This is a genomic window from Lawsonibacter sp. JLR.KK007, from assembly GCF_036941135.1.
Lineage (GTDB): Bacteria > Bacillota > Clostridia > Oscillospirales > Oscillospiraceae > Lawsonibacter.
Genome location: NZ_JAYWSY010000001.1, coordinates 1158009 through 1179537, shown reverse-complemented (window position 1 = coordinate 1179537; position 21529 = coordinate 1158009). Strand labels below are relative to the sequence as shown.

Here is a 21529-nt window from a genome sequence, read left to right as displayed (position 1 = left end):
CCTCTTAGTAGATGCTGGGGTGGTTTTCCGGCAGGGGACTGGGAGGCCGTCCGATTTTACGATTTTGAGTTCGGGTGTGTTACGAAATACAGGTTGCAAAAACGAACTGGCACGTGTATAATAATATGGAGTTTATGCAGATTATGATTTGTCATCTGGTTCATCATCGAAAGAATCATTTCGTCAAAATGAAGAAGTTCTGCATCGAACTCCGGCAGCTGAGAGGTCAGCACTTTTTTTCGCCGCAAGCCGTCGGAAGTCAGCAAGGAACAGCACATGAATACTGTAAGGGGAGATACATATGAAGTGTCTAAAAAAGCCTGTCAGCTTGCTTTTAGTCCTTGTTTTTTTGTTGGGCCTGCTGCCGGGGACGGCCCTGGCGGTCAGTTCTACCACAGTGTATTTCGATGCCACAGGCGGGACGGTAGACCCTGCCAGCAAAGAGACGACGGATAGTACTTACGGCACGCTGCCCACGCCCACCCGGTACGGGTATGTCTTCGCCGGGTGGTATGATGCGGAGAAGGATGGAAATCAAGTCTCCTCATCCACGGAGGTCCCTACCGAAGAGTTTGTCACTCTGTACGCCTACTGGACCCCGGTGCAGTGTACCGTGAGTTTTGACACCGCTGGAGGTACAGTTGCAACTTCCAGCGTGCTGGCCACCTACGGGTCCGTCTACAGTATTTTGCCTGTGCCTGTACGGGAGGGGTACTCCTTCGCCGGCTGGTATACCTCCGCCGGCGGAAACGTACAGGTTACAGAGGGCACCCTGTGCCAGTGGCCGTTCGACCACACTCTCTACGCCCGCTGGGTAGAAAACGCTGATGAAAAGGGCCGTGTATCCGAGCTGACCTACCGCTTTGACAACAGCGCCCAGGGCTTCGGCTACGACCAGGACTACACCATCCCCCTGGAACGTTACCAGGCGGTCTTTGGGGCCACCCCTCTGGCCCATACCCTCTACACGATGCAGGGCAGCTGGAGCGGGAACTGCTTTGGCATGTCTACCACCAGCGGCCTGGTCTTCCAGCACAGCAACGGTATTACCCCCTCTGATTTTAACCCCCGTGCCGCACGTTTGTCTGACCTGGGACTGACTGATAAGGACAGCGGCCTGGACATGACAGTACAGGAGTTCGTGGAGACCATGCAGATCAGCCAGCTGTCCGGGAAATTTAACGATGCCCGAGTGCACTACATGAACAATTTAGACGGTATCTGCCAGGCCGTGGAGCAGTTTGCCGGCAGCGGGAATTTTGCCCCCGTCATCCTGATCTACGGCCAGGACCGCAGCGGCGGCCCCGGCGGACATGCGGTGGTGGGCTATAAGCTGGTGGAAAAGAGCGCCACTGAGAGCTGGCTGATGATCTACGACTGCAACTACCCTGGGAACGAGCAGCGCCATATCACCTTGACGAAGGACATCGATGGGGCGTACACCGGCTGGGAGTATGAGCTTGTTGGACTGACGGCCAGCTCTGGTCAGGAGCTTCCGCCGCTGGTGTGGGGCAGCGGTCAGCCGAACAGCTCCATTACCTGCGTCACATACGCTGATTATAATCGGGTGTGGAGCGAGCGGGGGACCGCTGAGAATTCTCTATACAGCGAAGAAGATGTTGCGATGATGTGGATCAACACCTATAACGCTGAAATCCGGGATGAGCACAACGAGGTGATCGCGGTGGTGCGCAACGGCTGGCTGTCTACCAACCGCCCGGATAAAATCCAGCAGATCATCACGGTGGGCATGACTCTGACCGGTGCGACGGCAGAAGCCGGCGCTTCACAGATGCAGCAGGACACTTATTTAACTCTGCCTGTGGGATTTTACACCATCACCAACACTGACTCCGCCGCTCGAAACCTCGCCGTTGAAATTTTTACTGCTACTGCGGACACAATCGATGCGGCCGCGTCGATCGACGAGATCTACGACTATGACTTTATCGACGCGACAAGCACCGGGGGCAGAATCTCTCTGTATCTTCAAACGGAGCCAGAAAACCGCGCCGCCTACGTGGCCGCCTACGGCGCTGGCGCAGAATATTCGTTCTATATTGTGACCCCGTGGGATTTTGGGCGGGCACAGCAGGTTACGGAGCTTAGCGGTACTTGCGCGGGGCAGAAGGCCGCCTTGGCCCGGGTGGCTGGCCGGACGTTTTTCAGCGAGATCAATGAGGATCAGGAGGCAAGCGCGCAGCCTGATATCGACACCTACCGTGTCGTGATGGACAGCGTTTCAGGCTTTGAGGACTGGCCTCTTGAGACTTTGCGTCCTTTGGAAGAGTTTCTCCGCCTTCTCCCACCCGGCACAATAGCGGATTATTCCTTCCCGTCCCACCCCTTTGAGGATATGCCGCTGAATACCCCGCTGCTCAACTGGGCCTACCAGATCGGGATTGCCAGCGGCACCGGGGATGGGAAGTTTTCTCCGGCACGCATATGCACCCATACCGAGGCGATCACCTTTTTGTGGCGTGCTGCGGGTTGTCCCCAGGCCAAGAGGACCGCAGAGATCCCCGGCGTTCAGGCGGGCGATTACTTCTACCCCGCCGCGCAGTGGGCTTTGAATTTGGGACTCATCGACCGTGACAGCTTCCAGGCTGGCGCCCCTTTCACCTCGATGCATTGGTTCGATCTCTGCTGGAGCATCATGGGCCGTCCGGAACCCTCCAGGATATACACAGTTCCGGGAGTACCCTCTGACTCCCCCTATATCAAGGCTATCTCCTGGTTCCATGAGTTCGTTGGCATCTCCTTGGATGATCTAGCCGATTACCCAATGACCCGGTTGGACTGTCTGCTTTCCGTATACAGTGTGTATTGGGGTATGCATTATAATGATTTGTACGCGGGAGATCATGACGATGATCGCTTTCTTAATCTAATCTGGCAGACCTTTTCTTAATATGCGGCGTCCATTTGTAATATTTTGGTCTTTGACTAAAACAAATAAAAAGGAGAGATTCATATGAAAAACCTGCGTAAGACACTGGCCCTCCTGTTGGCTATAGTACTGCTGGCAGGTGCGTTGCCCCTCACCGTTCTAGCCGCCAGCTTTACAGATGTGCCGAACGATGTGTACTACGCCGAGCCGGTGCGCTGGTCGGTCGAGAAGGGCATTGTCTATGGGACCAGCTCCAGCACCTTCTCCCCGAATGCGAAGTGTACCATTGAACAGATCATCACGTTCCTTTGGCGGGCCGCCGGTTCTCCGGAGCCATCCTCTGACGAGCTTCCCTACCCCGATGTGAAGGCGGACGACTACTTCTGCAAGGCGGCCCAGTGGGCGAAGGAGAAGCAAATCATCCGCTGGGACAAGCTCTATACCGGCTACACCTGTACCCGAGCGTTTGCGGTACGATTCATCTGGCGGGCCTTTGGCTCCCCGCAGCCTAAGGCGGCCTGCCCCTTCGAAGATATGGCGGACCATGGGGATCGGGACGCTGCCACCTGGGCGATGGAGCAAGGGATCACCAGCGGCACCTCTCCCACCGTCTTCTCTCCGGATGAATCCTGTACCCGGGGGCAGATCGCGTCTTTCCTCTACCGGGCCTACGTCGGCGCGGCCCCTTCCACCCCTCCCGCTTCCCCGACGGCCAAGACCCCTGACGACCCCTTCAGTTTCAATAATTCCTCTAAAAATTTTGGAAGCACTTACGCAATCAGCAATGATTCCCTCAATTTCCTGTTGAGCAATGAGCCCGCCTACTCCGCCCAGTGGATCCGGGACAAGATGGCCAAAACATGGGGCGGCTCCTGTTTCGGTATGTCCGCCGTCTACGTGTTGTATAGAAATGGGGCGGTAACACCGGTCCGCTACCAGAGCGGCGCATCCAAGCTGCTCGATCTCAATCCTCCCCGGTCTAATGGGAGCGTCAACGACCTGGTCAACTTCTATCATCTCTCCCAGATGACCGCGGAGGTCAACAGCCTGCGAGCTAAGTCGTCCGATTATAAGGATTCCGCACTGGAGGAACAGAATCTGCGTACCCTGATTCAACGCCTGGATGAAAATAAAGGTCCTCTGCTGATGGGCGTCAAGCTCCTGAAATCTGATACCGAGTTGGGCGGCGGGCACGCCATTGTGGCTATTGGCTACACAAAAGACAGCGCCGGAAATTACGTGGTTCAGATCTGGGACCCCAACCGGCCCGCGCAGTTCAATAGTTTGACGATTTCCCCGGACTATAAGAGCCACTCTTTTGCCGAAAAAATGTGCGGTTACGACAAGGTATTCATTTCCTATGCCCTGCCCACCGACATGTTTAACCTGAAGGACTTTGAACGCCATGTATCCTCTGCCGCCAATCCTGTCTACTGCTCCAGCGTAACAGTGGGCAGCTCCGACTTCCGGGTGGCCTGCTCCGACGGCACGTTCGCAGAGTATAGAGGCGGAACGCAGACAGGCGGCACCCTGAATCTGGTAGATATCACCCCCGAATGTATGGCTGAGGATGTCGAGTTCAGCGGCGAGAAAGTCTATGCCTTCACCGCCCCTGCGGACAGCTCCATCACGGTAACCTCCTCTGGTATGGATGAGATAACGGTTTGTCACAGCGGGCTCTATGCGAAAGCGGAGGCCGGCAGCCTGAGCTCCATGACCGTTTCCATGGCCAAGGTCAGCGTCAATTGCGCCTCCTCCGTCGACCAGACCGTCACCATTGCCTCCGATATCCTGGGCGACGCCTGGAACGCTTTGAGCGTCACCGGTACGGACACGTCCTTCTCCCTGGATATTTCCGCCGGGATGGTGAACATCTCCGGAGCGAACCAGACCGGGATGACCGTCTCGGGCAGCAACGCCTTCACCGGCAACACCTGCCAGTCCGTTGAAATTGCCCCAGGCACTAACGCCTCCATCGGCATTGGTTCCGCTGGACTGACCAGCTATCCGGTGAACTGAGTAGACGTTTGTTAAAGCAAAATCGCCGCAAATGAAGTTCATTGTTTGGCTTCTCGTGGTACTGCAGCCACCATTCAACACCCAACAGCAGCCCCAAAAGCCAACCAATCGAACGTGATCGCTTTATCCATGTTCTGATAATCCGAACACCGTCCTCAAAACGGGGGCGGGTTCGGATTTTTAATCTAAAAGGGCCGGTTAGCCCATATTTACCCAAAAAAACAGGGCCAAACAAGGCCAAAATCAGACAAAGGCTTCAGAAAATTTCAAAAGAAAAGCCCCGGAAAATCGAATTTTCCGGGGCTTTTGAGCGTTTTCGGATATAAAATCAGCGCTTGGAGAACTGAGGCGCGCGGCGGGCGGCTTTGAGGCCGTACTTCTTGCGCTCCTTCATACGAGGGTCGCGGGTGAGGAAACCGGCGGCTTTCAGGGCAGGGCGGTACTCCTCGTTGACCAGCAGCAGAGCGCGGGCGATCCCGTGACGAATCGCGCCGGCCTGACCGGTGACGCCGCCGCCAGAGACGGTGGCCACGATGTCCACCTTGTTCATCAGCTCGGTGGTGACCAGGGGCTGGCGGACGATGAGCTTCAGGGTCTCCAGACCGAAGTAATCATCAATGTCACGACCGTTGATGGTGATGGCGCCGGTGCCGTTCTCGAACAGATGGACGCGGGCCACGGAGGACTTCCGGCGGCCGGTGCCATAAAAATAAGGCTTCTTGCTCTTATACATACTCTAAATCCTCCTTACTCGGCGTCCCAGAGCTCGGGCTTCTGGGCGGCGTGGTTGTGCTCGCCGCCGCGGTAGATGTGCAGGCGAGTCAGGGCATCCCGGGACAGGCTGTTCTTGGGCATCATGCCCTTGACGGCCAGCTTCATTGCCAGCTCGGGCTTGGTCTGCATCAGGGTGCGGTACTTGGTCTCCTTCAGGCCGCCCACCCAGCCGGAGTGGGTGCGGTAGTACTTCTGGTCCAGCTTCTTGCCGGTGAGCACCGCCTTCTCGGCATTGATGATGATGACGCAGTCGCCGCAGTCGGCGTTGGGAGTAAACTCGGGCTTGCGCTTGCCCCGCAGCAGGTCGGCGGCGATGACAGCGGTCTTGCCCATGGGCTTGCCGGCGGCGTCGACAACGTACCACTTCCGCTGGGTGCTGCCCATTTTAGCCATGAACGTGGACATAGGTGAAACCTCCAATTTCTTTCCATTTATGTGAAAAATGCTTTTTTCCAAGCATTTTGCCCCGAACAGTGTACAAATGGAGCGTTTTGTATTATAGTACGGAGACCGCCAGGTGTCAACGGATTTTTGGAAAAATTTTTGAAAAAACTTCAATATCTCTGGATATCTCTTGTTTTCTCGAAAATACTCCTGATATCTCTCGTTTGATTTTTGTTTTTGGCTTGCGGAAAAGCGGCGTTTTATGGTAAAATGACTTATCCAAAGGGAGGTTTGCACGATGAATAAGATCCTTTCCCTCACCCGCCGGTGTGTGGAGGACTACAATATGATCCAGTCCGGCGACCGGATCGCAGTGGGGGTGTCTGGAGGGAAGGATTCCCTGATACTGCTGATGGCCTTGGCCAAGCTGCGGGCGTTTTACCCGGTCCCCTTTACTGTAGAGGCCATAACCGTGGACCTTGGCACGTCCAACTTCGCCCAGGGGAACGATTTCCGGCCGGTGGCTCAGTTGTGCCAGGAACTGGACGTACCCTACACCGTACTCCCCACCCAGATACGCTGGGTCATTTTTAACAGCCGGGAGGAGAAGAATCCCTGTTCCTTGTGTTCCAAAATGCGCCGGGGTGCTCTTCATGAGGCACTTCAAGAGCGGGGAATTGCAAAAATCGCCCTGGGCCACCACTACGACGACGCCGTAGAAACCTTTTTTATGTCCTTGATCTTTGAGGGGCGGCTGTCCTGCTTCCAGCCGGTCACCTATCTGGACCGGACGGGGATCACCCAGATTCGCCCCCTGCTCTACTGCGGGGAGAGCCTGATCCGCCACACAGCCCAGCGGCTGGAGCTGCCTGTGGTCCACAGCACCTGTCCGGTTGACGGCAGCACCAAGCGCCAGGAGATCAAGGAGCTGATCTATGAACTCCAGGGCCGGTACCCTGGTCTGAAGGCCCGGACCTTTGGCGCCATGCAGCGGCTGCCTCTGCCTGAGTGGGGCCCTGTGGAGCACCGGCGCCGTCCGCTGCCCGAGGAATTGGAGGAGTAAGAGATGAGAAAACGATTAACAGGCGCACTGCTCGCTATCCTGCTGTTGTGCGCGCTTGCCGGCTGCGATCAGCTTACCGGAGAGCGCACTGTGGCTTCTCCCACGGAGGGAAGCCGCTTTCAGGTCCACTTTATTGACGTAGGCCAGGCGGACTCCGCTCTGGTGATCTGCGACGGCCATTACATGCTCATTGACGGCGGCAACGCTGAGGATTCCGATTTGATATATGCCTACCTGGAGCGCCATGGGGCGGACCACTTGGACTACATGGTTGCGACCCACGCCCATGAGGACCACATCGGCGGTCTGTCCGGCGCGTTGAATTATGCCGCCGTGGACGTGGCTTACTGTCCGGTAACAGAATACAGCACCAAGGTGTTTCAGAACATGGTGAAGTATTTGGGTGAACAGGGAAAATCCCTTACAGTGCCTGAGCCGGGCGAACAATTTTCTCTAGGCTCTGCTCAGGTGGAGATTTTGGGGCCAGTGAAGGAGTACAGCGACACCAACAATACCTCCATCGTCCTGCGTATCGATTATGGGGAAACCTCCTTTCTCTTTACCGGAGATATGGAGACGGCGGCTGAAACGGATCTGATCGATTCTGGAGCCGATTTGAGGGCTACCGTCTTGAAAGCGGGGCATCACGGCAGCGATACCTCCAGCAGCTACCAGTTCCTGCGGGAGGTTATGCCGCAGTATACCGTCATTTCGGTGGGGGAGGGCAACAGCTATGGTCACCCCTCAGAGGAGGTGCTCAGCCGGTTCCGTGACGCGGGAACGGAGGTCTACCGCACCGATATGCAGGGCCACGTGATTGCCGAGAGCGACGGTAAAACCGTCACCTTCCGCACAGAGAAGGAGGCGGACACCGCGACAAATCCGACAGGCAATTCCGCTTTACAGACATACATTGGCAACACGAACTCGAAAAAATTCCATTTGCCTGACTGTACCTCGGTCAAGAGCATCCAGGATGCGAACCGGGTGGACTTCGAGATCCGGCTGGATGCTGTTTTGGCGGGTTATGAACCCTGCGGGCGGTGCAAGCCATAAATACAACGATCCCCCGGCACAGGCCGGGGGATTTGTTTACCCATTCGCTACCGCTGCGGCGATGGAGAGCTTTGGGGAGAGATAGGGGATCAAGGTGGCTTGAAAGGCGTGATACAGGTCCGATTTGCCTGGCCAGACAGTCCCGATCACCTGGTTGTTCCGGTCTAACTGGTGGAACCAGGATCCGTTTTTGTGGTCCAGCACCTGGCCGTCCAGGTAGGCCATGAACTGAGCATAGTCCTCAGCGTATCGTTTGCTGCCAGTGACTCGGTACAGAATGGCGGAGGTATTGATGGCCTCGGCCATGGTCCAGTGCATCCGGTCGTGGACCACCGGCTGGCCCGTCCAGTCTGTGGTGTAGACCAGTCCCGGCGCGCCATCGGCGTTCCAGGCGTCCCTTATTGCTGTGCCATATAGATGCTCCGCCGCCTCCAGATAGGGGGCGGTTTTTTCGGGATCAGAGTGGGTGGACAGCGCCCACTGAACGATGAGCCGGGCCCATTCGATGCCATGTCCGGGGGTCGCGCCGTAGGGCTTGAAGGGATCGTCCGGACGGTCCCGGTTCTGCTCCAGCTGCGGGACCCAGCCGCTGGAAAAATGCTCCGGGATGCGCCAGCTGTTGTGTTTGGCCCAGCCGGTCACCCGGTCGATGATGCGGCCTGCGCGGATGCGGTATGGTTCTGCTCCAAGGGCGTCAGCGACGGCCAAAAACGCCTCCACAGAGTGCATATTGGCGTTAAGGCCCCGGTAGGGGTCCAGAATGGTGAATTCTGTGTTCCAGGTGTCCCGAGCGAGTCCCTCCGCCTCATCCCAGAAGCGCAGGTCATAGAGGGCCAGCGCCTCGTTCAGCAGCTCTTCCGCGCCGTCCCGGCCGGCCAGCAGGGCGGAGGAGGCGGCCAGGATCACAAATGCATGGGCATAGCACTGCTTGGCGGGCATAATGGAGCCATCCAGATTGCGCCCGGCGTACCAGCCGCCGTGTGTACGGTCATGGAGCTCGCCCTGCAGTCCCTTCAGCGCCGCATCGGCCAGCGCGCCGTATTCGGAGCCGCCCAGCATGTGTCCGATGCTGTAAACATGGGCCATGCGGCTGGTAATCCAGGTTTCCCGGCCCTTTTCCGGCCAGGGAGTGCCGTCGTCGCCCAAATAGTAGGCCCCGCCGCCGGGAGAGGGAAATTTTCTCCCAAAGGACAGAAGGTTTTGCCGTATGTTTTCCAAAAAGGTCCGGTTTTCTTCCGTGTCCAACAAATAGTTCGGTTCCATAAGAAATCCTCCCTGATCAAAGTGAAGGAATGGCGTCATGGCGCTGTGCTTAAACATGTGCTGATCTTGTATCCACCGACGCTCAGGTTGTCCAGCACCGAGGTGCGGGTTTTCAAATCGTTAAAGTGCCACCACTCGGAGGCCAGCGGGGTGAGGCCCGCATCTGTGCAGTACCGCTGGAGGGCCAGAGCGGGGGAACAGTTGGCCATGGTGTCCGTCATGGTCGCGGACTTCCAAGCGGTAGGGGAGTGGCTGGCGACCGGAGCGGTGTAGGTGGCGGCGGCCTTGCTCAGCTCATGGATGGGGGTGGGCATGGTGTACTCCTCATACTCCCGTACCCGGAGCACCTGGTGTCCGCCAATGGTCTGGATTTCGGCCCGGTTGATCCTGGCCAGTGTCACATCCATGGCAAACCCCCGCTGATGGTTGGAGTACCCTCCGGCAATAAACCAGGAAATGTTCCAGGGGGCGCTGGCCACAGCATCCTTTATATTGGAGTCGTTCCGGCTGAGAGCTGTGAGGGCTTTATACACCGTGGTCTGGACCTCGTGAGGGCGGTAACCCTCATAGAGCACCAGGGTGTTTCCCTGAGCCAGAGCGGCCTGCTGGGCCTGACAGATGTGCTTGGACATGGTGTAGAGCACCGGCATCATGAACTCGTTGCGTTCCAGGCGGTAGTTGTAGCTGCCCCTGGGGTAGAAGGACTGGCCGGTGACATTGGGGATTTTCCTGCCAAGAGTTCTGAACTGGGAATCATAGGAATTTGTGGCATTATACACCATGGAGGGGATCACATCGGGCAGATTGATGAGGCAGTACCGGTTCTCAATCCAGCCGGTTCCGTCCCTGCACTCCACCAACCACCAGCTGCCCTCCTCGTCCTCCTCCAGAACGGTGAAGGCGGTCCCAGGGTCCAGCACCGCTAAGGCTCCTTCAAAGGGGTCCTCCTCTGGCTCGGACTCTACCTCGGGGAGGGGCTCCTCACCGGGGGCGTAGATAATCTCATCGTCAGGGGTGTAGATGATCTCATCGCCGGTGGGATCTGTGGCGGGCTGAGAGGAGTCGGCTCCGTCCTGTGCGAGGTCGGGCAAAAGGGGAGAGACTGGAGCTGCTTCCTGCTCGCTGAAGGCGGAGGGGTCCTCTTCCGGATTGGAAGCGCCATCGGGCAGAGAGGGATCGTCCCCCTGGGAGGAACCGTCCGGTTGAGAAGGGGCGTCAGGCTGGGTGGTGTCCTCTGTTCCTGGATCAGAGTCCGTTCCAGTTTGATTTTCGGGCTCAGTAGGAGCTTCCGGCTCCGGTTCGGTCTCCGGCTTCGGTTCCGGGATGCTCTCCCAGAGGGGCAGCTGGACGGAGGCGTACCCCGTCGCGCCCCGGACGGGCAGCTCCAGAGCCCCCTTAGCTACCTTGGGATAGTCAATGTCCAGGGCATAGCCAGGGTCAAATTCCAGGACCGGCTCGCGCTCCGGCTCTGCGGCGGGCTGTTCGCTGGAATCCGCTGATCCGCTGCCGCTGAAATCGGGCCCCAAATATGCGGAAGGCGGGGAGGATGACGTTTCGTTCCGTTTGGGATCAGACTGGGAAGCCGGTCCGCTTTGACAGGCGGCCAGCGTGCCGAGCAGCAGTGCCGCCAGTAGCAGGATGGACAGTTTTTCTCGCATTGGGTTCCCCCTTTTACAGCACATCCTGAACGGTCTCCGTTCCGTTGACACGGTAGGTGTAGACGGTGAAGCCATCATAGAACAGCTCACCGTCCTCACCATCCCCCAGGCAGCTTGGGGCGTAATCACTGCCCTTGGGCTGTCCAATGGCGGCGATCAGGCTGGATACGCTTTTTCCGATGTAGGCAGCGGCTGTCTCCCTGGTGGCCGCGGGTTTGGCCTCCGGCTCCTCCAGCTGTTCCGGCTCGGCGGGGGAGTCATCCACTGCGGTCGAGAGGCTGCCGGCGTCCCCGGAGGGGTCCGGCTCCTGTGTCTTAGGTTCAGACTTGGGCTTTGAAACCGAAGAATCGCCTGTTTGCGGGGGATTGGTGGGCAATACTATCACCGCAGGGGCTTCGGGAATCTGACTGCTGTCCGCCTCGCCCTGGGAAGAGATGTCTGGGCTGTCGACGGGGTCCTCCTTTGCGTGCTCCGAGGTGTCTGGCAGGGCCGGCAGAGGGACCATTGCACTCTGGTCCGGCTCCGAGACTGCGCTCCGGGAGGAGGATTCCGAGGAGCTGGCTCCCCCCGAAGCGGGGGAAGCGCCGCCGCAGGCGGTGAGCGCCATCGCACCTGCCAGGAGCCAGGGGAGGATATGTGTTTTGTTCATGTTGACCGGTCCTTTCCAATGTGTTACAAATTTCCAAGCGGCAGGGCACACAGCACGCCCTGCTGCAGGCAAAGCACAGACATGTTTTCCCGGGAAATGCTTTGGGGAACATAGAGTGTAAAAGGAATCCCCTTGTCCCATCCGCTCCCCGCTGGGCTGGCCTCATAGAGGGCCGTCCCCAGCTGAACATAGATGGGGGAATTTGTGTCCGCGTCCGAGATCCAGCCCTCCAGACGGACGAAGCCCTCCAGTGGATAAGAATCGGAGACCGCGCACTGTGCCCCGCCCTGCCCCTGGGGCGGACTGCCGGTGAGCAGACGCTTCGGAGCAGGAAGCATAGGGGCGTAGGCCGTCAAATAGGCCAGATTGCGCTCCACCAGCTCAATGACCACCGTGTCCGCTCCCGTCTGCTCCAGCAGATTCAACTGCCAGGGCATAGACCGGGAGAACAGCGCCTGAGAAAATTCCTCCGCCATAAAAGGGTAGAGCGCGTTTCCAAAGGAGTCCCGGAACATGAGCAGTGAGCCGGTCTTAGAAGGATTTTCGGTCTCAATACGCTGGTCGTCAGGGCCTCGGGGCTGACGAATATGTGTAAAGGCAAATTCCCTGTCATAGACTGCGTCCCAGTCCAGTTCGGTTCCAGTGGGGTAGACCATCTCGTACAGGTCCCCCAGGTGACTGTCCGTCACCACCTGGGCGTGGGAGAGCCAGAACGGCTTGAAGTGTTTGCCCAGGGTCTGAAGCAGGGTCTGCTGGGCCAGTGCCGCACCCAGGGTGTTCCAGTGGGAGTCCTGCCGGTAGTACAAAAACACGGATTGCCCCTGAAGGGACTCACGCAGGTCGGCATAGGGCACAGCCTCCGCCTCCAGCAGAGGGACCAGGCGGTCCAAGTCACTGCTGGAGGAGAGCGGCGTCCCCACATAGGGGAGGTATTCGGGATAGATGGTGGCTTTGTTGGGGGCTGCGGTGAACAGAAGCTCCGCGCCCTGGTTCTGGACGTACTCCCGGACCAGAGCCAACGTGTGGGCCCCAGCCCACAGCCGCCGGTCTGAGAGGGGAGCGGTGCGCAGATGGCCGTCCACCGTTTCAGCGTAAAACAGCCAGCCGTCCCGGCCCAGCACCACGTCCTCCTCGGCGGACACCTGGAAGACCTTTGCATTCAGGACAGCGTCCGCCGTGATCAGCTCCTGCCGGAAGGCGAAGTGGTCCGCAATATAGTCGGCAGTGTCCTGGAGGACTTCCCGGTTGAAGGAGCCGTCCTCGTTGACCAGCGCGGGGGGAGGGGACAGCTGCTGGTTGGCGGCAGCGGATTGTTCCGGAACTGCCAGCATGCCAACCGAGGGAACCATGCAGACGGTGAGGAAAGCCCCCATAGCCAATCTGGCCTTTGTTTTTGCTTCCATCCTATCACCGCCTAAAATTGGAAGTAGATAAAGGGGTTGAAGGTCGCTTTGGACAGATTCAGCACACACAGGGCAAAGATCCCGGCGTAGATCAGGATCTGTCCGCCCTGGGTCAGGGCGGGACCGGCCACCTCCGAGATCCGCCTGGCCGCCCGCTGAGGCAGGCCGAAGGCCAGCAGGATGGCCGCAATCAACACACATACGGTCCGGAGGTCCAGCAGGGCGATCAGCGTCAGGGTGTTGGCGGGGAGAGGGGCAAAGCCGGCAAACATTTGTTGGAACATGATCCAAGCTGCCTCAAGGCTGTCCGCCCGGAAGAGGGTGAAGCCCAGCAGGACCACCAGCATCGTGTAAATATGCCCTAAAAAGCTGTCCCGCAGGCGTTTTGGGATCACACCCAGATCCTCCAGCGTGGAAAACAGTCCATGCCACAATCCCCACAGCACAAAGGTCCAGTTGGCCCCATGCCAGAGGCCGGTGGTGAAGAAGACCATGAACTTGTTCCGTCCGGTCCGAAATGCTCCCATGCGGCTGCCGCCCAGCGGGATATAGAGGTAGTCCCGGAACCAGGAACTGAGGGAGATGTGCCACCGCCGCCAGAATTCCTTGATGGATGCTGCAGTATAGGGCAGGGAAAAATTCTCCCGGAAGGTGAAGCCAAACATGGCGCCCAGCCCGATGGCCATATCGCTGTAGCCGCTGAAGTCGAAGTAGATCTGCAGGGTGTAGCACACTGCGCCCAGCCAGGCCAGCCGGGCGTCCAGCTGAACGGCGGTGAGGGCAAAGACCGCGTCCGCCACCTGTCCCGCTGTGTTGGCCAGCAGGAGTTTTTTGCCCAGACCTGTGATGAAGCGTCTCAGGCCGAAGAGGGTTTGCTCCGGCGTGAGGCTCCGCCCGTCGATCTGACGGGAGACGTCATGATATTTGATGATGGGACCGGCGATGAGCTGGGGAAAGAAGGAGATGTACAAAATCAGCTTGCCCAGGCTGCGGGTGCCCGCACCGGGGTCTCGATAGACGTCGATGACGTAGCTCATCCCCTGAAAGGTGTAGAAGGAGATGCCGATGGGCAGTGTGATGCCCAGCAGAGGCAGCTCCAGCCCGGCCAGACTGTTGACGGTCCGGAGGAAAAAGTCCAGGTACTTGAACGAGCACAGGGCCAGCAGATTGCAGACTACCGCTCCGGCTATTGCCAGCTTCCGGCCCCGGCCGGACATGAGCCACAGGCCGAAGAGGTAATTTCCCAAAACGCTGGCCAGCAGCAGAAGGGTATACTCCAGCTGGCCGAAGGCGTAGAAGACCACGCTGGCCAGCGCCAGCCAGACGTTGCGGCTGCGGATTCCGGGCAGCAGCTGGTAGATCAGATAGACTGCGGGCAGGAAGACGAACAGGAAAATCGGGGAACTGAATACCATCGTGTCACTCCTAACTGTTTATGATATGGTATTCGTTCAGGGAACGCCCCCGCTCAGCTTTGTGTAAGTGTGGCCGGTATTCTGCGGAAAAACTTTAAAGAGATTGTGGCTCTTATAGCCGTAATCGTGGACATAGCGCCACTCCAGCTGGGGGTCGAACAGATAGACTGTTCCGTCCAGCTTGATTTCTACCCAGCCGTGGGCAGAGGCGTTTTTGCCCAGACCACCGATCACCGTGTATGCGGGCTGGCCGATTTCCCGGGCCAGCAGGCAGAACAGGGAGGCGAAGCTGTAGCAGTTGCCCTTTCCCATGGACAGGAAGCTGGCGGCATACTCCGGCTCCCAGCCGGTGGTTCCGGCTTCCAATAGCGGCCGCTTTAGATAGGAAAAATTGTCCCGGCAGTAGTTGTAGAGAGCACGAAGCTGCTGGTCCCGGGTCATGGAGCTGTTGGTGTATTGGTCTGCCAGGGCGTTGAGCCGGTCGTCCAGGGCGGAGTCGCCGGTGGTGTACCGGCCCTCGGCGTCGAAGGAGAAGCACTCGTAGGTCTCAGAGCGCAGGAACCGGCCGTTGGAGACGCAGTACAGCCGCCCGTTCAGACGATAGCAGCCGTCCGCCAGGGGGACGGGCTCCGATTGAACCTCCCGCCACAGCTCGCCGCTTCCGGAGGGGATGTGGCTGTGGGTGGTGACGGCCTCCATGACCGCGCCGTAGGCCCAGTGGGTGGTGGGGACGTCGGGGAAGTAGCGCAGGTCAGACGCATATATGGCGGTGGAGTCGGGGGAGCGGCCCAGCAGGCGGTTGAACACCACGGCGGTCTCGGCCCGCTGCAGGCTGGCGTCGGGGTTGAAGTTCCCGCTGGTGTCGCCGCTGAACAGGCCGTAGCCGCCGGCTGCGGAAATTGCGGCATAGGCGGGGTGGCTGGCGGGAACGTCCGGGAAGGATCGGGTATGGACGTTGGCGGGGATCAGAAGCGCCAGCGCCTGAGCAGCTTCTGCGCGGGTGACAGGCTGCAGGGGGCGGAAGAAGCCGTCGCTGTAACCGGGCAGGATGCCCAGCCCTGCCATAGCGCTGACCGCCGGAGCGTACCAGCTGTCGGAGGGCACGTCGGAAAAGCCGGGGCTCTGACTGGGACGCTCCACCACAATATTATAGAGCAGCTGGGCCATCTCTCCACGGGACAGCGCCTGAGAGGGGTGGAACAGGCCGTCGTCCGCGCCGCTCATGTACCGGGTGTGGGAGCCGGTGCGGATGGTAAAGGCGGCGGTCTTCTGCTGAGAGGTTGGGGACGGCTGACCAGAGGAGGTATCCGGAGGTGTTTGGGTGAATACCGCATAGAGGTCGATGCTGCGAGTCAGGTAGATGGCTTCACCGGGCAGATACTGCGGCGCGGAGGCGGAAATATCCTCGGACCAGCCCGCAAAATACCAGCCCTGGACTCCTATAGGGCTGGACAGCTTGGTCTGCGGCAGGATCACTTGGCCGCCCTGCCCGATGGCTATGGGGTCAGGGGCCGCGCTGGCAGAGCCGCTGTTATGAAAATGGACCGTAATTTGAGCCGCGATGGACAGATCCGGCGCCAGCGCCAGGACAGGCAGCACGCAGCACAAAAGGACCGCCATCAGCAGCGTGGTGGTCAAACGTCGTATTTTTTTCTTCATGACGATTCTCCCTCTCTGAGATAAGCTCTCTGGCTGTGGGGCGAAACACACACAGATCCGCCCAGCAGTTGTAGTAAGAATACCACATTATCCCAGGATATGCAATCTTTTTCGTAGTTTTTCGTAAAAAAACAAAAAATCAGGGTCCGCTGCCGGCAGACCCTGGAGAAATTTTATTTCAGCTTTTTCTCAAGCCGCCACACCTTGACGGCCAGAACGATGCAGACAGCCAGCAGAATGAGGAGGATTCCAACCATCCAAAACAGACTCGTACTGCTGGGGGCAGAAGCGGTTATGATTGCGGTGGGACCGTCCGCGCCGCCAATGACCCCCAGATCCCCGGATGGAGTGGCGCCAAACAGGAAATCTGCACTGGTCAGTACCACACAGGCGAAGGTCAAAAAGGGCCATCCGATCAGCAGGCAGAGTCCACAGATGGCCGTCAAAAACCACCGGAACAGCCGCAGATACCGCCGGGCGGTTGTCCGCTCCGACTGCCCGATGGCCTGGGACACGACTGCGCCCGCCTCGGCCATGGTCAGTGTTTCGCTCTCCTGCCGCCTGCCCTGCATCAGCTCCACCAGGGATACCCCAAGGGCCTGCGCCAGCGGTTCCAGCAGCTTCACGTCGGGAAATCCCTTGCCGGAGTAACATAGTTAAAGACATCAATCAATTTTGCCGACAAAGCGGTAAAAGATTTCGATTTCCTGGGTTCGGTTGCCGCCTGCATCCTTAGTGGCTTCATGAACAAGGATTTTTTCAATCAAGGTATTAAGTAGTTCGGCGGTCAACTCCGTGGGGCTGGAAAACTGCTTGATTAACTCCACCCACTTGTTTACGCTGTCCTCTTGCTCCTTGGTGCTGGCAAGCTGGGCCGTCAACGCTTCTATCTTGGTTTCAAGTTCGCCTTGTTCCTGCTGGTATTTCTGGGACAGCATAGAGAAATTGCGCTCGTTGATTTTCTCGTTTAGTCTGTCCTCGTAAATCTTGGCTAACAGGTTATCAAGTTCATTGAGCCGCTTTTCTGCCCGTTTCTTTTCCTGCGTGGCCCGTTTCATGGCGGCGGCTTGCTCCGTGATAGTGGACTTGGACAGCCTATCTAGTATGGCTTGCTCGTCCTGCTGTACGGCTTCAATCCAGTATTGCAGACGGGAGAGAACGAAGTTATACAACACATCATAGCGGATATAGTGCATGGAGCATTGACGAAGCCCTTGCCCGTTCTTGCTACAATGATAGTAACCATACGGTTTTTTATTCTGCTTGTTCATCCCGTAGGCCAGCGACCACCCGCAATCAGCACACTTTACAAGCCCGGCGAATATCTGCGTTGTGCCGTTCTTTTGTTTCCTGCGGCGGCTGGCTATCTGCGTTTGCACCCGGTCAAAATCTTCCTTGCTTATAATGGCTTCATGGGTGCCCTCTACCTTCCACCATTCACTTTTTGGCTTGCGGATTTTCTTCTTGCTCTTAAATGACACATTGGTCTGCTTGTTGTGTACGCTGTTCCCGATATAGTTTTCATCCTGCAAGATTTTCTTTACCTGGGCTATCGTCCACTCGTAACGTTTGCCCTCGGGCTGGCCCTCGTAGACGTGGGCAAATGTGCCGTATCTCTGGAAGTTCAACCATGACGGGGTGGGTATTTGCTCCGCCGCTAATATGTGCGTTATCTTGGCGGCTCCTGCCCCATGAACAGCTAGAGCAAAGATTTTTTCAATAATCCACTTGGTATCATCGTCTATTACCAGATGCCCGACTTGCTCCGGGTCTTTCCGATAGCCTAACGGGGCATAGGCTCCATAGTGGGCTCCGTTCTCGTGGCGGGTCCGCATCGCCTTTGTTACCTTGCGGGAAATATCCCGGGCGTACCATTCATTTATGACGTTCAAAAACGGGGTAAACTCGGTAGATTGCTGGTTGTTGCTGTCCACTCCACTATCAACGGCGATAAAGCGAACGCCCAACTCAGGGAATCGCATTTCTGTATACATTCCCATTTCAAGGTAATTACGGCCAAACCGGGAAAGGTCTTTTACCACCACGCAATTTATCCGCTTGGCTTCTATATCGTCTATCATACGCTGAAAATTCGGGCGGTTGAAATTCGTGCCGCTATAGCCATCGTCTATATATTCATCGACCACAAACAGGTGATTTTGTTCAGCATAGCGGCGCAACATCATGCGTTGAGTGGCAATAGAATTGCTTTCCCCGGTTCCTTCATCATCTCGGGACAAACGAAGATACAAAGCGGTGTTATATATGGGCTGTTTCATGATAAATTATCCTCCTTCCAGAAACAGCCCCCGCACTTGTGATACGCTTTCTAACAAAGCTATTATATCACAAATACAGGGGCTTTTCAATCTTTTTGTGCTGTTTACACCGCTTTTCCTTTGATTTTATGTATAATTAAATCCGTTATTAGTTCCTCTATCGGTTTCCCATCGCCGGGAAAATGCTCTGTAATTTTGATTCGATTCTTGCCCATGACAAAATACTGTGTTCCGTTCTCTGTTGTTATAGTCTTTTGCTCCTGCATATAACCTCCATCCGCTGGCGGAGGTTACGCCCGTTTGGGCTTCTTGTGCTGAATGGGTTTCTTTGTGGCGTTTTGCCAGCTTTAATTTTTTCTTTTTCAAAGGTGTGCCCTGCGGGGCACTCGTGGGATTTATGGGGGGCCCCTCTCTGGAGCCCCCACTTCTATTATCCCAGCATATTACTGTAAATTGCGTCTAAGTGCATATACAATGCCTCAAACGTGGCGGGGTCTTTTACTGTTGCCGTTGCCGCTGTGACTATCTCCAACAGTATCGCCGGGGCCGGGTCCTTCTTTCGATATACCAGCTTTTTCGCCGCCGTTACCATTCCCATGGCGCAATTTTTCTGTGCCCCGTATGGTGTCTTTTTCTTCCTTAACCCCTTTCCCTCTCGCAAAAAGCTACTATAAAATGTTGATGCTGGCAACCCTTCCAGTGCGCTTGCTATCTCCTCCGCATACCTGCCGATGTACTCGCCACACATTATACCTTCTTCATCCAATAGCCTCCCATCCTCAATATACCCACTTGGCAACATCTTTTCAGCCGGGGCCTTGCTGGCGGCGGCGCTGGCGGGGGTCTGTTCCTCCACAGGTTCCACGCTGGCTGTGGTCTGCTTTACCTTCTGCTCATTCATTTTTTACTTCCTCCATCTTTTATTTAATTTAGTGTCAATGTTTCCTGCTCCGCTTCTTCTGCCGCTTTCACCCACTCTGGAAGGTCTGGCTTTTTTTGCGGCGGCTGGTCCGGGTCTGTGGGGGCGGCCTGAGCCTTGTTATTTTTATAGCTGTTCAATTGAGATATAATTTGATGATATTCTTTAGAACCTACCTTGATATATTGAACATACTCGTTTAAAAGTTTTTTGATTTTTTCCCGGGTCTTTCTGCCTAGTTGGTTAATCGTGCCGCAACCTTGCAGAATAGCATTTAAGATAAACCGCTCAGTCTCCGTCGTTTTAATCCGTTCATCTAAACCTATCTGCAAATTGTCCAGATAGTAGACGGTTGGGAAATTCGTCTGCTCATAGGGTGTTGACGGGTCCAGCGTCATTTCCAGCCGCGTCAAGGGATAACACAAACCAGCCTCAACCGTTTTATTATACAGCTTGACCCGTCCCACAGTGGAGGACTTCGCCCCTAGATATTGGGTCCATTCCTGCCCGTGGCGGCGCTCTATGTATGCCCGGTTGTCCTTGACCAAGAACACGTCTTGACGCTGTACCGGAATATCGACCGCTAAGTCAAACCGCCTCACAGTCCGGTGCATTGGCCGGGTGTTACTGACGAGATAATCCAAAAGCAACTGGAAAACCTCATGCTCCGCCACTTTGTTTGGGTTGAAGTCCAGCCGAACACGTCCCCATTCGGGTTTGCGGCCATTAAGAACAGCACCCAGCCAAAAGCTGTTGCCATCCTGAAAGCGGATTGTGAACTGTTCTCTGAAACTGCCCGGACGGAAACTGTTCCAGTGATTTACCTCTACGGCATGGCTAATGGGTAGCTTGTCCAGCAGAAGCATAAGCTGGTCCCTTGCTGGTGGTACTGATATGTAGAGGTCCATCACCATGTTATCTATTGACAATGTTAAATTGTCTTTAGTCATGATTGAATTATGATACTTTAGAAATTGAATCACCCCTTGTTCTATAGTACATGAAGTAGCTCCTACTAGATAGGGGAGCTACTTGTGGAGGTCAAGCCATACGACGGTGCCGCCGCTCCGCTCGGCGTTTCGCTCCGCTTCTCGCTCTCGCTTCCGCTGGCGATCCCCGTCGGCGGCGGTCTGTAGACCGCCGCTCAACGGGGGTTATGGCTTGCTTTATGGAGGCATAAAACAAGACCCCTGTTTGGGGGCCTTGTTCTATGCGGTGTGGCTGATGGACACATAAAGGAATGTTTTGCAACCACAGGGGCACACATACGCTTGGACGTTGTACGCCTCAAAACGTACTGCGCCGGGGAGGGCATTGTGGTGCGTTACATATTGCACCAATTTTTCCAACGTCTCAGCCGGGTCTATGCCCCCGGTTTGGGCCACTTTGGTATAAACATGGTGCGGCCCATAACTTTGAACCTCCATTGTGTCCTCGCTGTCGTTGGGGGGTATCCCCAACGACAGCAGAAACCCCTCAAGGATGTTGGCGGCGACTTGTTTCAATCTCTTTGTCACTCAATATCCCCCCTGAATTCCATTTCGTAATGTACATAGGTTTTGCTGAATTTCTCCTATGGTGAAAGGTGCTATAGAAAAAAAATACCTGTCCCTGTGCTAAGTTCCCATGGGCTACAATTTGCAAATTGCGATACCCTAGCTGAGTCGTATAGTTTCCGAGAGATTGGTTCAATACAGACACCATTCTACTCGTATCTGTGGTTGAGTACAAAATCTCCATCCCGATTTTTCCGGCAATGGTTCGGGAAAAAACGTATGTGAACATAACACCTCGTTGGGGGTCATATGTAACACGCTTTCCAAATGGAGGTAGGTGTGATGGCAGTTTCGTTGGTTGTTCTAAATTACAGCGGTGATAACAACCTGAAACACAAGCCACCATAGCATGACCCAAAGAATAGTAATCAGGACTATTCTCTAAGAGATCTATATCTTGCGCTGTTAGTTCAAATGTATTGGTTGTTGCTACCGGGGATTTTTCCCGGCGAAAAAATATACACGCTAATACGAATAAAACTACTAAACTTAGAAATTCCGTTAAACCCATAGTTACCTCCTTTTTATCGGCCGGGCCTTGG

18 protein-coding genes are annotated in these 21529 nt (G+C 56.3%); 4 read left to right on the top strand and 14 right to left on the bottom strand.

From position 1 onward, the window contains the following. The first annotated feature begins 301 nt into the window (after positions 1-301). Together VV088_RS06550 and VV088_RS06545 are read left to right on the top strand one after the other, a co-directional pair. Positions 302-2911, top strand: a complete 2610-nt coding sequence (locus tag VV088_RS06550) for an InlB B-repeat-containing protein (protein WP_334599974.1) — start codon at positions 302-304, stop codon at positions 2909-2911. A 63-nt stretch (positions 2912-2974) separates the two neighbouring features. Next, on the top strand, positions 2975-4909 hold the full coding sequence (locus tag VV088_RS06545) for an S-layer homology domain-containing protein (protein ID WP_334599973.1): 1935 nt from the start codon (positions 2975-2977) through the stop codon (positions 4907-4909). Between the two features lie 328 nt (positions 4910-5237). On the opposite strand, the gene rpsI is transcribed toward VV088_RS06545, so the two are convergent. Together rpsI and rplM are read right to left on the bottom strand one after the other, a co-directional pair. Then, entirely contained in the window at positions 5238-5642 is a 405-nt protein-coding gene (rpsI, locus tag VV088_RS06540; RefSeq protein ID WP_334599972.1) for a 30S ribosomal protein S9, read from the bottom strand. 14 nt (positions 5643-5656) lie between these two features. Further along, the gene (rplM, locus tag VV088_RS06535; RefSeq protein WP_334599971.1) at positions 5657-6088 is read right to left on the bottom strand and encodes a 50S ribosomal protein L13; all 432 of its coding nucleotides are present in this window, start codon (positions 6086-6088) and stop codon (positions 5657-5659) included. Between the two features lie 277 nt (positions 6089-6365). On the opposite strand from rplM, the gene VV088_RS06530 reads away from it, so the two are divergent. Then, the gene (locus VV088_RS06530) at positions 6366-7130 is read left to right on the top strand and encodes a tRNA 2-thiocytidine biosynthesis TtcA family protein (protein ID WP_334599970.1); all 765 of its coding nucleotides are present in this window, start codon (positions 6366-6368) and stop codon (positions 7128-7130) included. A gap of 3 nt (positions 7131-7133) precedes the next feature. Beyond that, positions 7134-8186: a ComEC/Rec2 family competence protein gene (locus VV088_RS06525; RefSeq protein WP_334599969.1), complete on the top strand. Its 1053-nt coding sequence runs from the start codon at positions 7134-7136 to the stop codon at positions 8184-8186. Between the two features lie 36 nt (positions 8187-8222). On the opposite strand, the gene VV088_RS06520 is transcribed toward VV088_RS06525, so the two are convergent. The 12 genes from VV088_RS06520 to VV088_RS06465 all read right to left on the bottom strand — a co-directional run bounded on the left by VV088_RS06520 (position 8223) and on the right by VV088_RS06465 (position 21498). Continuing rightward, complete coding sequence (locus VV088_RS06520) at positions 8223-9449, bottom strand: AGE family epimerase/isomerase (protein ID WP_334599968.1); 1227 nt, start codon at positions 9447-9449, stop codon at positions 8223-8225. Positions 9450-9484: 35 nt separating this feature from the next. Then, positions 9485-11107, bottom strand: coding sequence for a M15 family metallopeptidase (locus VV088_RS06515; protein WP_334599967.1), 1623 nt, complete (start codon positions 11105-11107; stop codon positions 9485-9487). Positions 11108-11120: 13 nt separating this feature from the next. Then, entirely contained in the window at positions 11121-11756 is a 636-nt protein-coding gene (locus VV088_RS06510; RefSeq protein ID WP_334599966.1) for a hypothetical protein, read from the bottom strand. A 23-nt stretch (positions 11757-11779) separates the two neighbouring features. Continuing rightward, entirely contained in the window at positions 11780-13159 is a 1380-nt protein-coding gene (locus VV088_RS06505; RefSeq protein WP_334599965.1) for an alginate O-acetyltransferase AlgX-related protein, read from the bottom strand. 11 nt (positions 13160-13170) lie between these two features. Next, the gene (locus VV088_RS06500) at positions 13171-14574 is read right to left on the bottom strand and encodes an MBOAT family O-acyltransferase (RefSeq protein ID WP_334599964.1); all 1404 of its coding nucleotides are present in this window, start codon (positions 14572-14574) and stop codon (positions 13171-13173) included. Between the two features lie 36 nt (positions 14575-14610). Further along, positions 14611-16233 carry an S-layer homology domain-containing protein gene (locus tag VV088_RS06495; protein WP_334599963.1) on the bottom strand — a complete coding sequence of 541 codons (1623 nt, stop codon included), beginning with the start codon at positions 16231-16233 and terminating at the stop codon, positions 14611-14613. A 173-nt stretch (positions 16234-16406) separates the two neighbouring features. Continuing rightward, on the bottom strand, positions 16407-16859 hold the full coding sequence (locus tag VV088_RS06490) for a hypothetical protein (protein ID WP_334599962.1): 453 nt from the start codon (positions 16857-16859) through the stop codon (positions 16407-16409). A 39-nt stretch (positions 16860-16898) separates the two neighbouring features. Then, entirely contained in the window at positions 16899-18512 is a 1614-nt protein-coding gene (locus tag VV088_RS06485; protein WP_334599961.1) for a recombinase family protein, read from the bottom strand. A 126-nt stretch (positions 18513-18638) separates the two neighbouring features. Continuing rightward, positions 18639-18878: a hypothetical protein gene (locus tag VV088_RS06480; RefSeq protein WP_334600483.1), complete on the bottom strand. Its 240-nt coding sequence runs from the start codon at positions 18876-18878 to the stop codon at positions 18639-18641. 64 nt (positions 18879-18942) lie between these two features. After that, entirely contained in the window at positions 18943-19413 is a 471-nt protein-coding gene (locus tag VV088_RS06475) for a hypothetical protein (RefSeq protein WP_334599960.1), read from the bottom strand. Positions 19414-19436: 23 nt separating this feature from the next. Then, positions 19437-20297, bottom strand: a complete 861-nt coding sequence (locus VV088_RS06470) for a hypothetical protein (protein ID WP_334599959.1) — start codon at positions 20295-20297, stop codon at positions 19437-19439. Positions 20298-20907: 610 nt separating this feature from the next. Then, a complete protein-coding gene (locus tag VV088_RS06465) occupies positions 20908-21498 on the bottom strand; it encodes a hypothetical protein (RefSeq protein WP_334599958.1) in 591 nt (196 codons plus the stop codon). Positions 21499-21529: the final 31 nt, after the last annotated feature.

Coding starts and splice junctions, on each gene's coding strand:
- VV088_RS06550 (WP_334599974.1), top strand. CDS start 302: ATGAAGTGTCTAAAAAAGCCTGTCAGCTTGCTTTTAGTCCTTGTTTTT.
- VV088_RS06545 (WP_334599973.1), top strand. CDS start 2,975: ATGAAAAACCTGCGTAAGACACTGGCCCTCCTGTTGGCTATAGTACTG.
- rpsI (WP_334599972.1), bottom strand. CDS start 5,642: ATGTATAAGAGCAAGAAGCCTTATTTTTATGGCACCGGCCGCCGGAAG.
- rplM (WP_334599971.1), bottom strand. CDS start 6,088: ATGTCCACGTTCATGGCTAAAATGGGCAGCACCCAGCGGAAGTGGTAC.
- VV088_RS06530 (WP_334599970.1), top strand. CDS start 6,366: ATGAATAAGATCCTTTCCCTCACCCGCCGGTGTGTGGAGGACTACAAT.
- VV088_RS06525 (WP_334599969.1), top strand. CDS start 7,134: ATGAGAAAACGATTAACAGGCGCACTGCTCGCTATCCTGCTGTTGTGC.
- VV088_RS06520 (WP_334599968.1), bottom strand. CDS start 9,449: ATGGAACCGAACTATTTGTTGGACACGGAAGAAAACCGGACCTTTTTG.
- VV088_RS06515 (WP_334599967.1), bottom strand. CDS start 11,107: ATGCGAGAAAAACTGTCCATCCTGCTACTGGCGGCACTGCTGCTCGGC.
- VV088_RS06510 (WP_334599966.1), bottom strand. CDS start 11,756: ATGAACAAAACACATATCCTCCCCTGGCTCCTGGCAGGTGCGATGGCG.
- VV088_RS06505 (WP_334599965.1), bottom strand. CDS start 13,159: ATGGAAGCAAAAACAAAGGCCAGATTGGCTATGGGGGCTTTCCTCACC.
- VV088_RS06500 (WP_334599964.1), bottom strand. CDS start 14,574: ATGGTATTCAGTTCCCCGATTTTCCTGTTCGTCTTCCTGCCCGCAGTC.
- VV088_RS06495 (WP_334599963.1), bottom strand. CDS start 16,233: ATGAAGAAAAAAATACGACGTTTGACCACCACGCTGCTGATGGCGGTC.
- VV088_RS06485 (WP_334599961.1), bottom strand. CDS start 18,512: ATGAAACAGCCCATATATAACACCGCTTTGTATCTTCGTTTGTCCCGA.
- VV088_RS06475 (WP_334599960.1), bottom strand. CDS start 19,413: ATGAATGAGCAGAAGGTAAAGCAGACCACAGCCAGCGTGGAACCTGTG.
- VV088_RS06470 (WP_334599959.1), bottom strand. CDS start 20,297: ATGCTTCTGCTGGACAAGCTACCCATTAGCCATGCCGTAGAGGTAAAT.
- VV088_RS06465 (WP_334599958.1), bottom strand. CDS start 21,498: ATGGGTTTAACGGAATTTCTAAGTTTAGTAGTTTTATTCGTATTAGCG.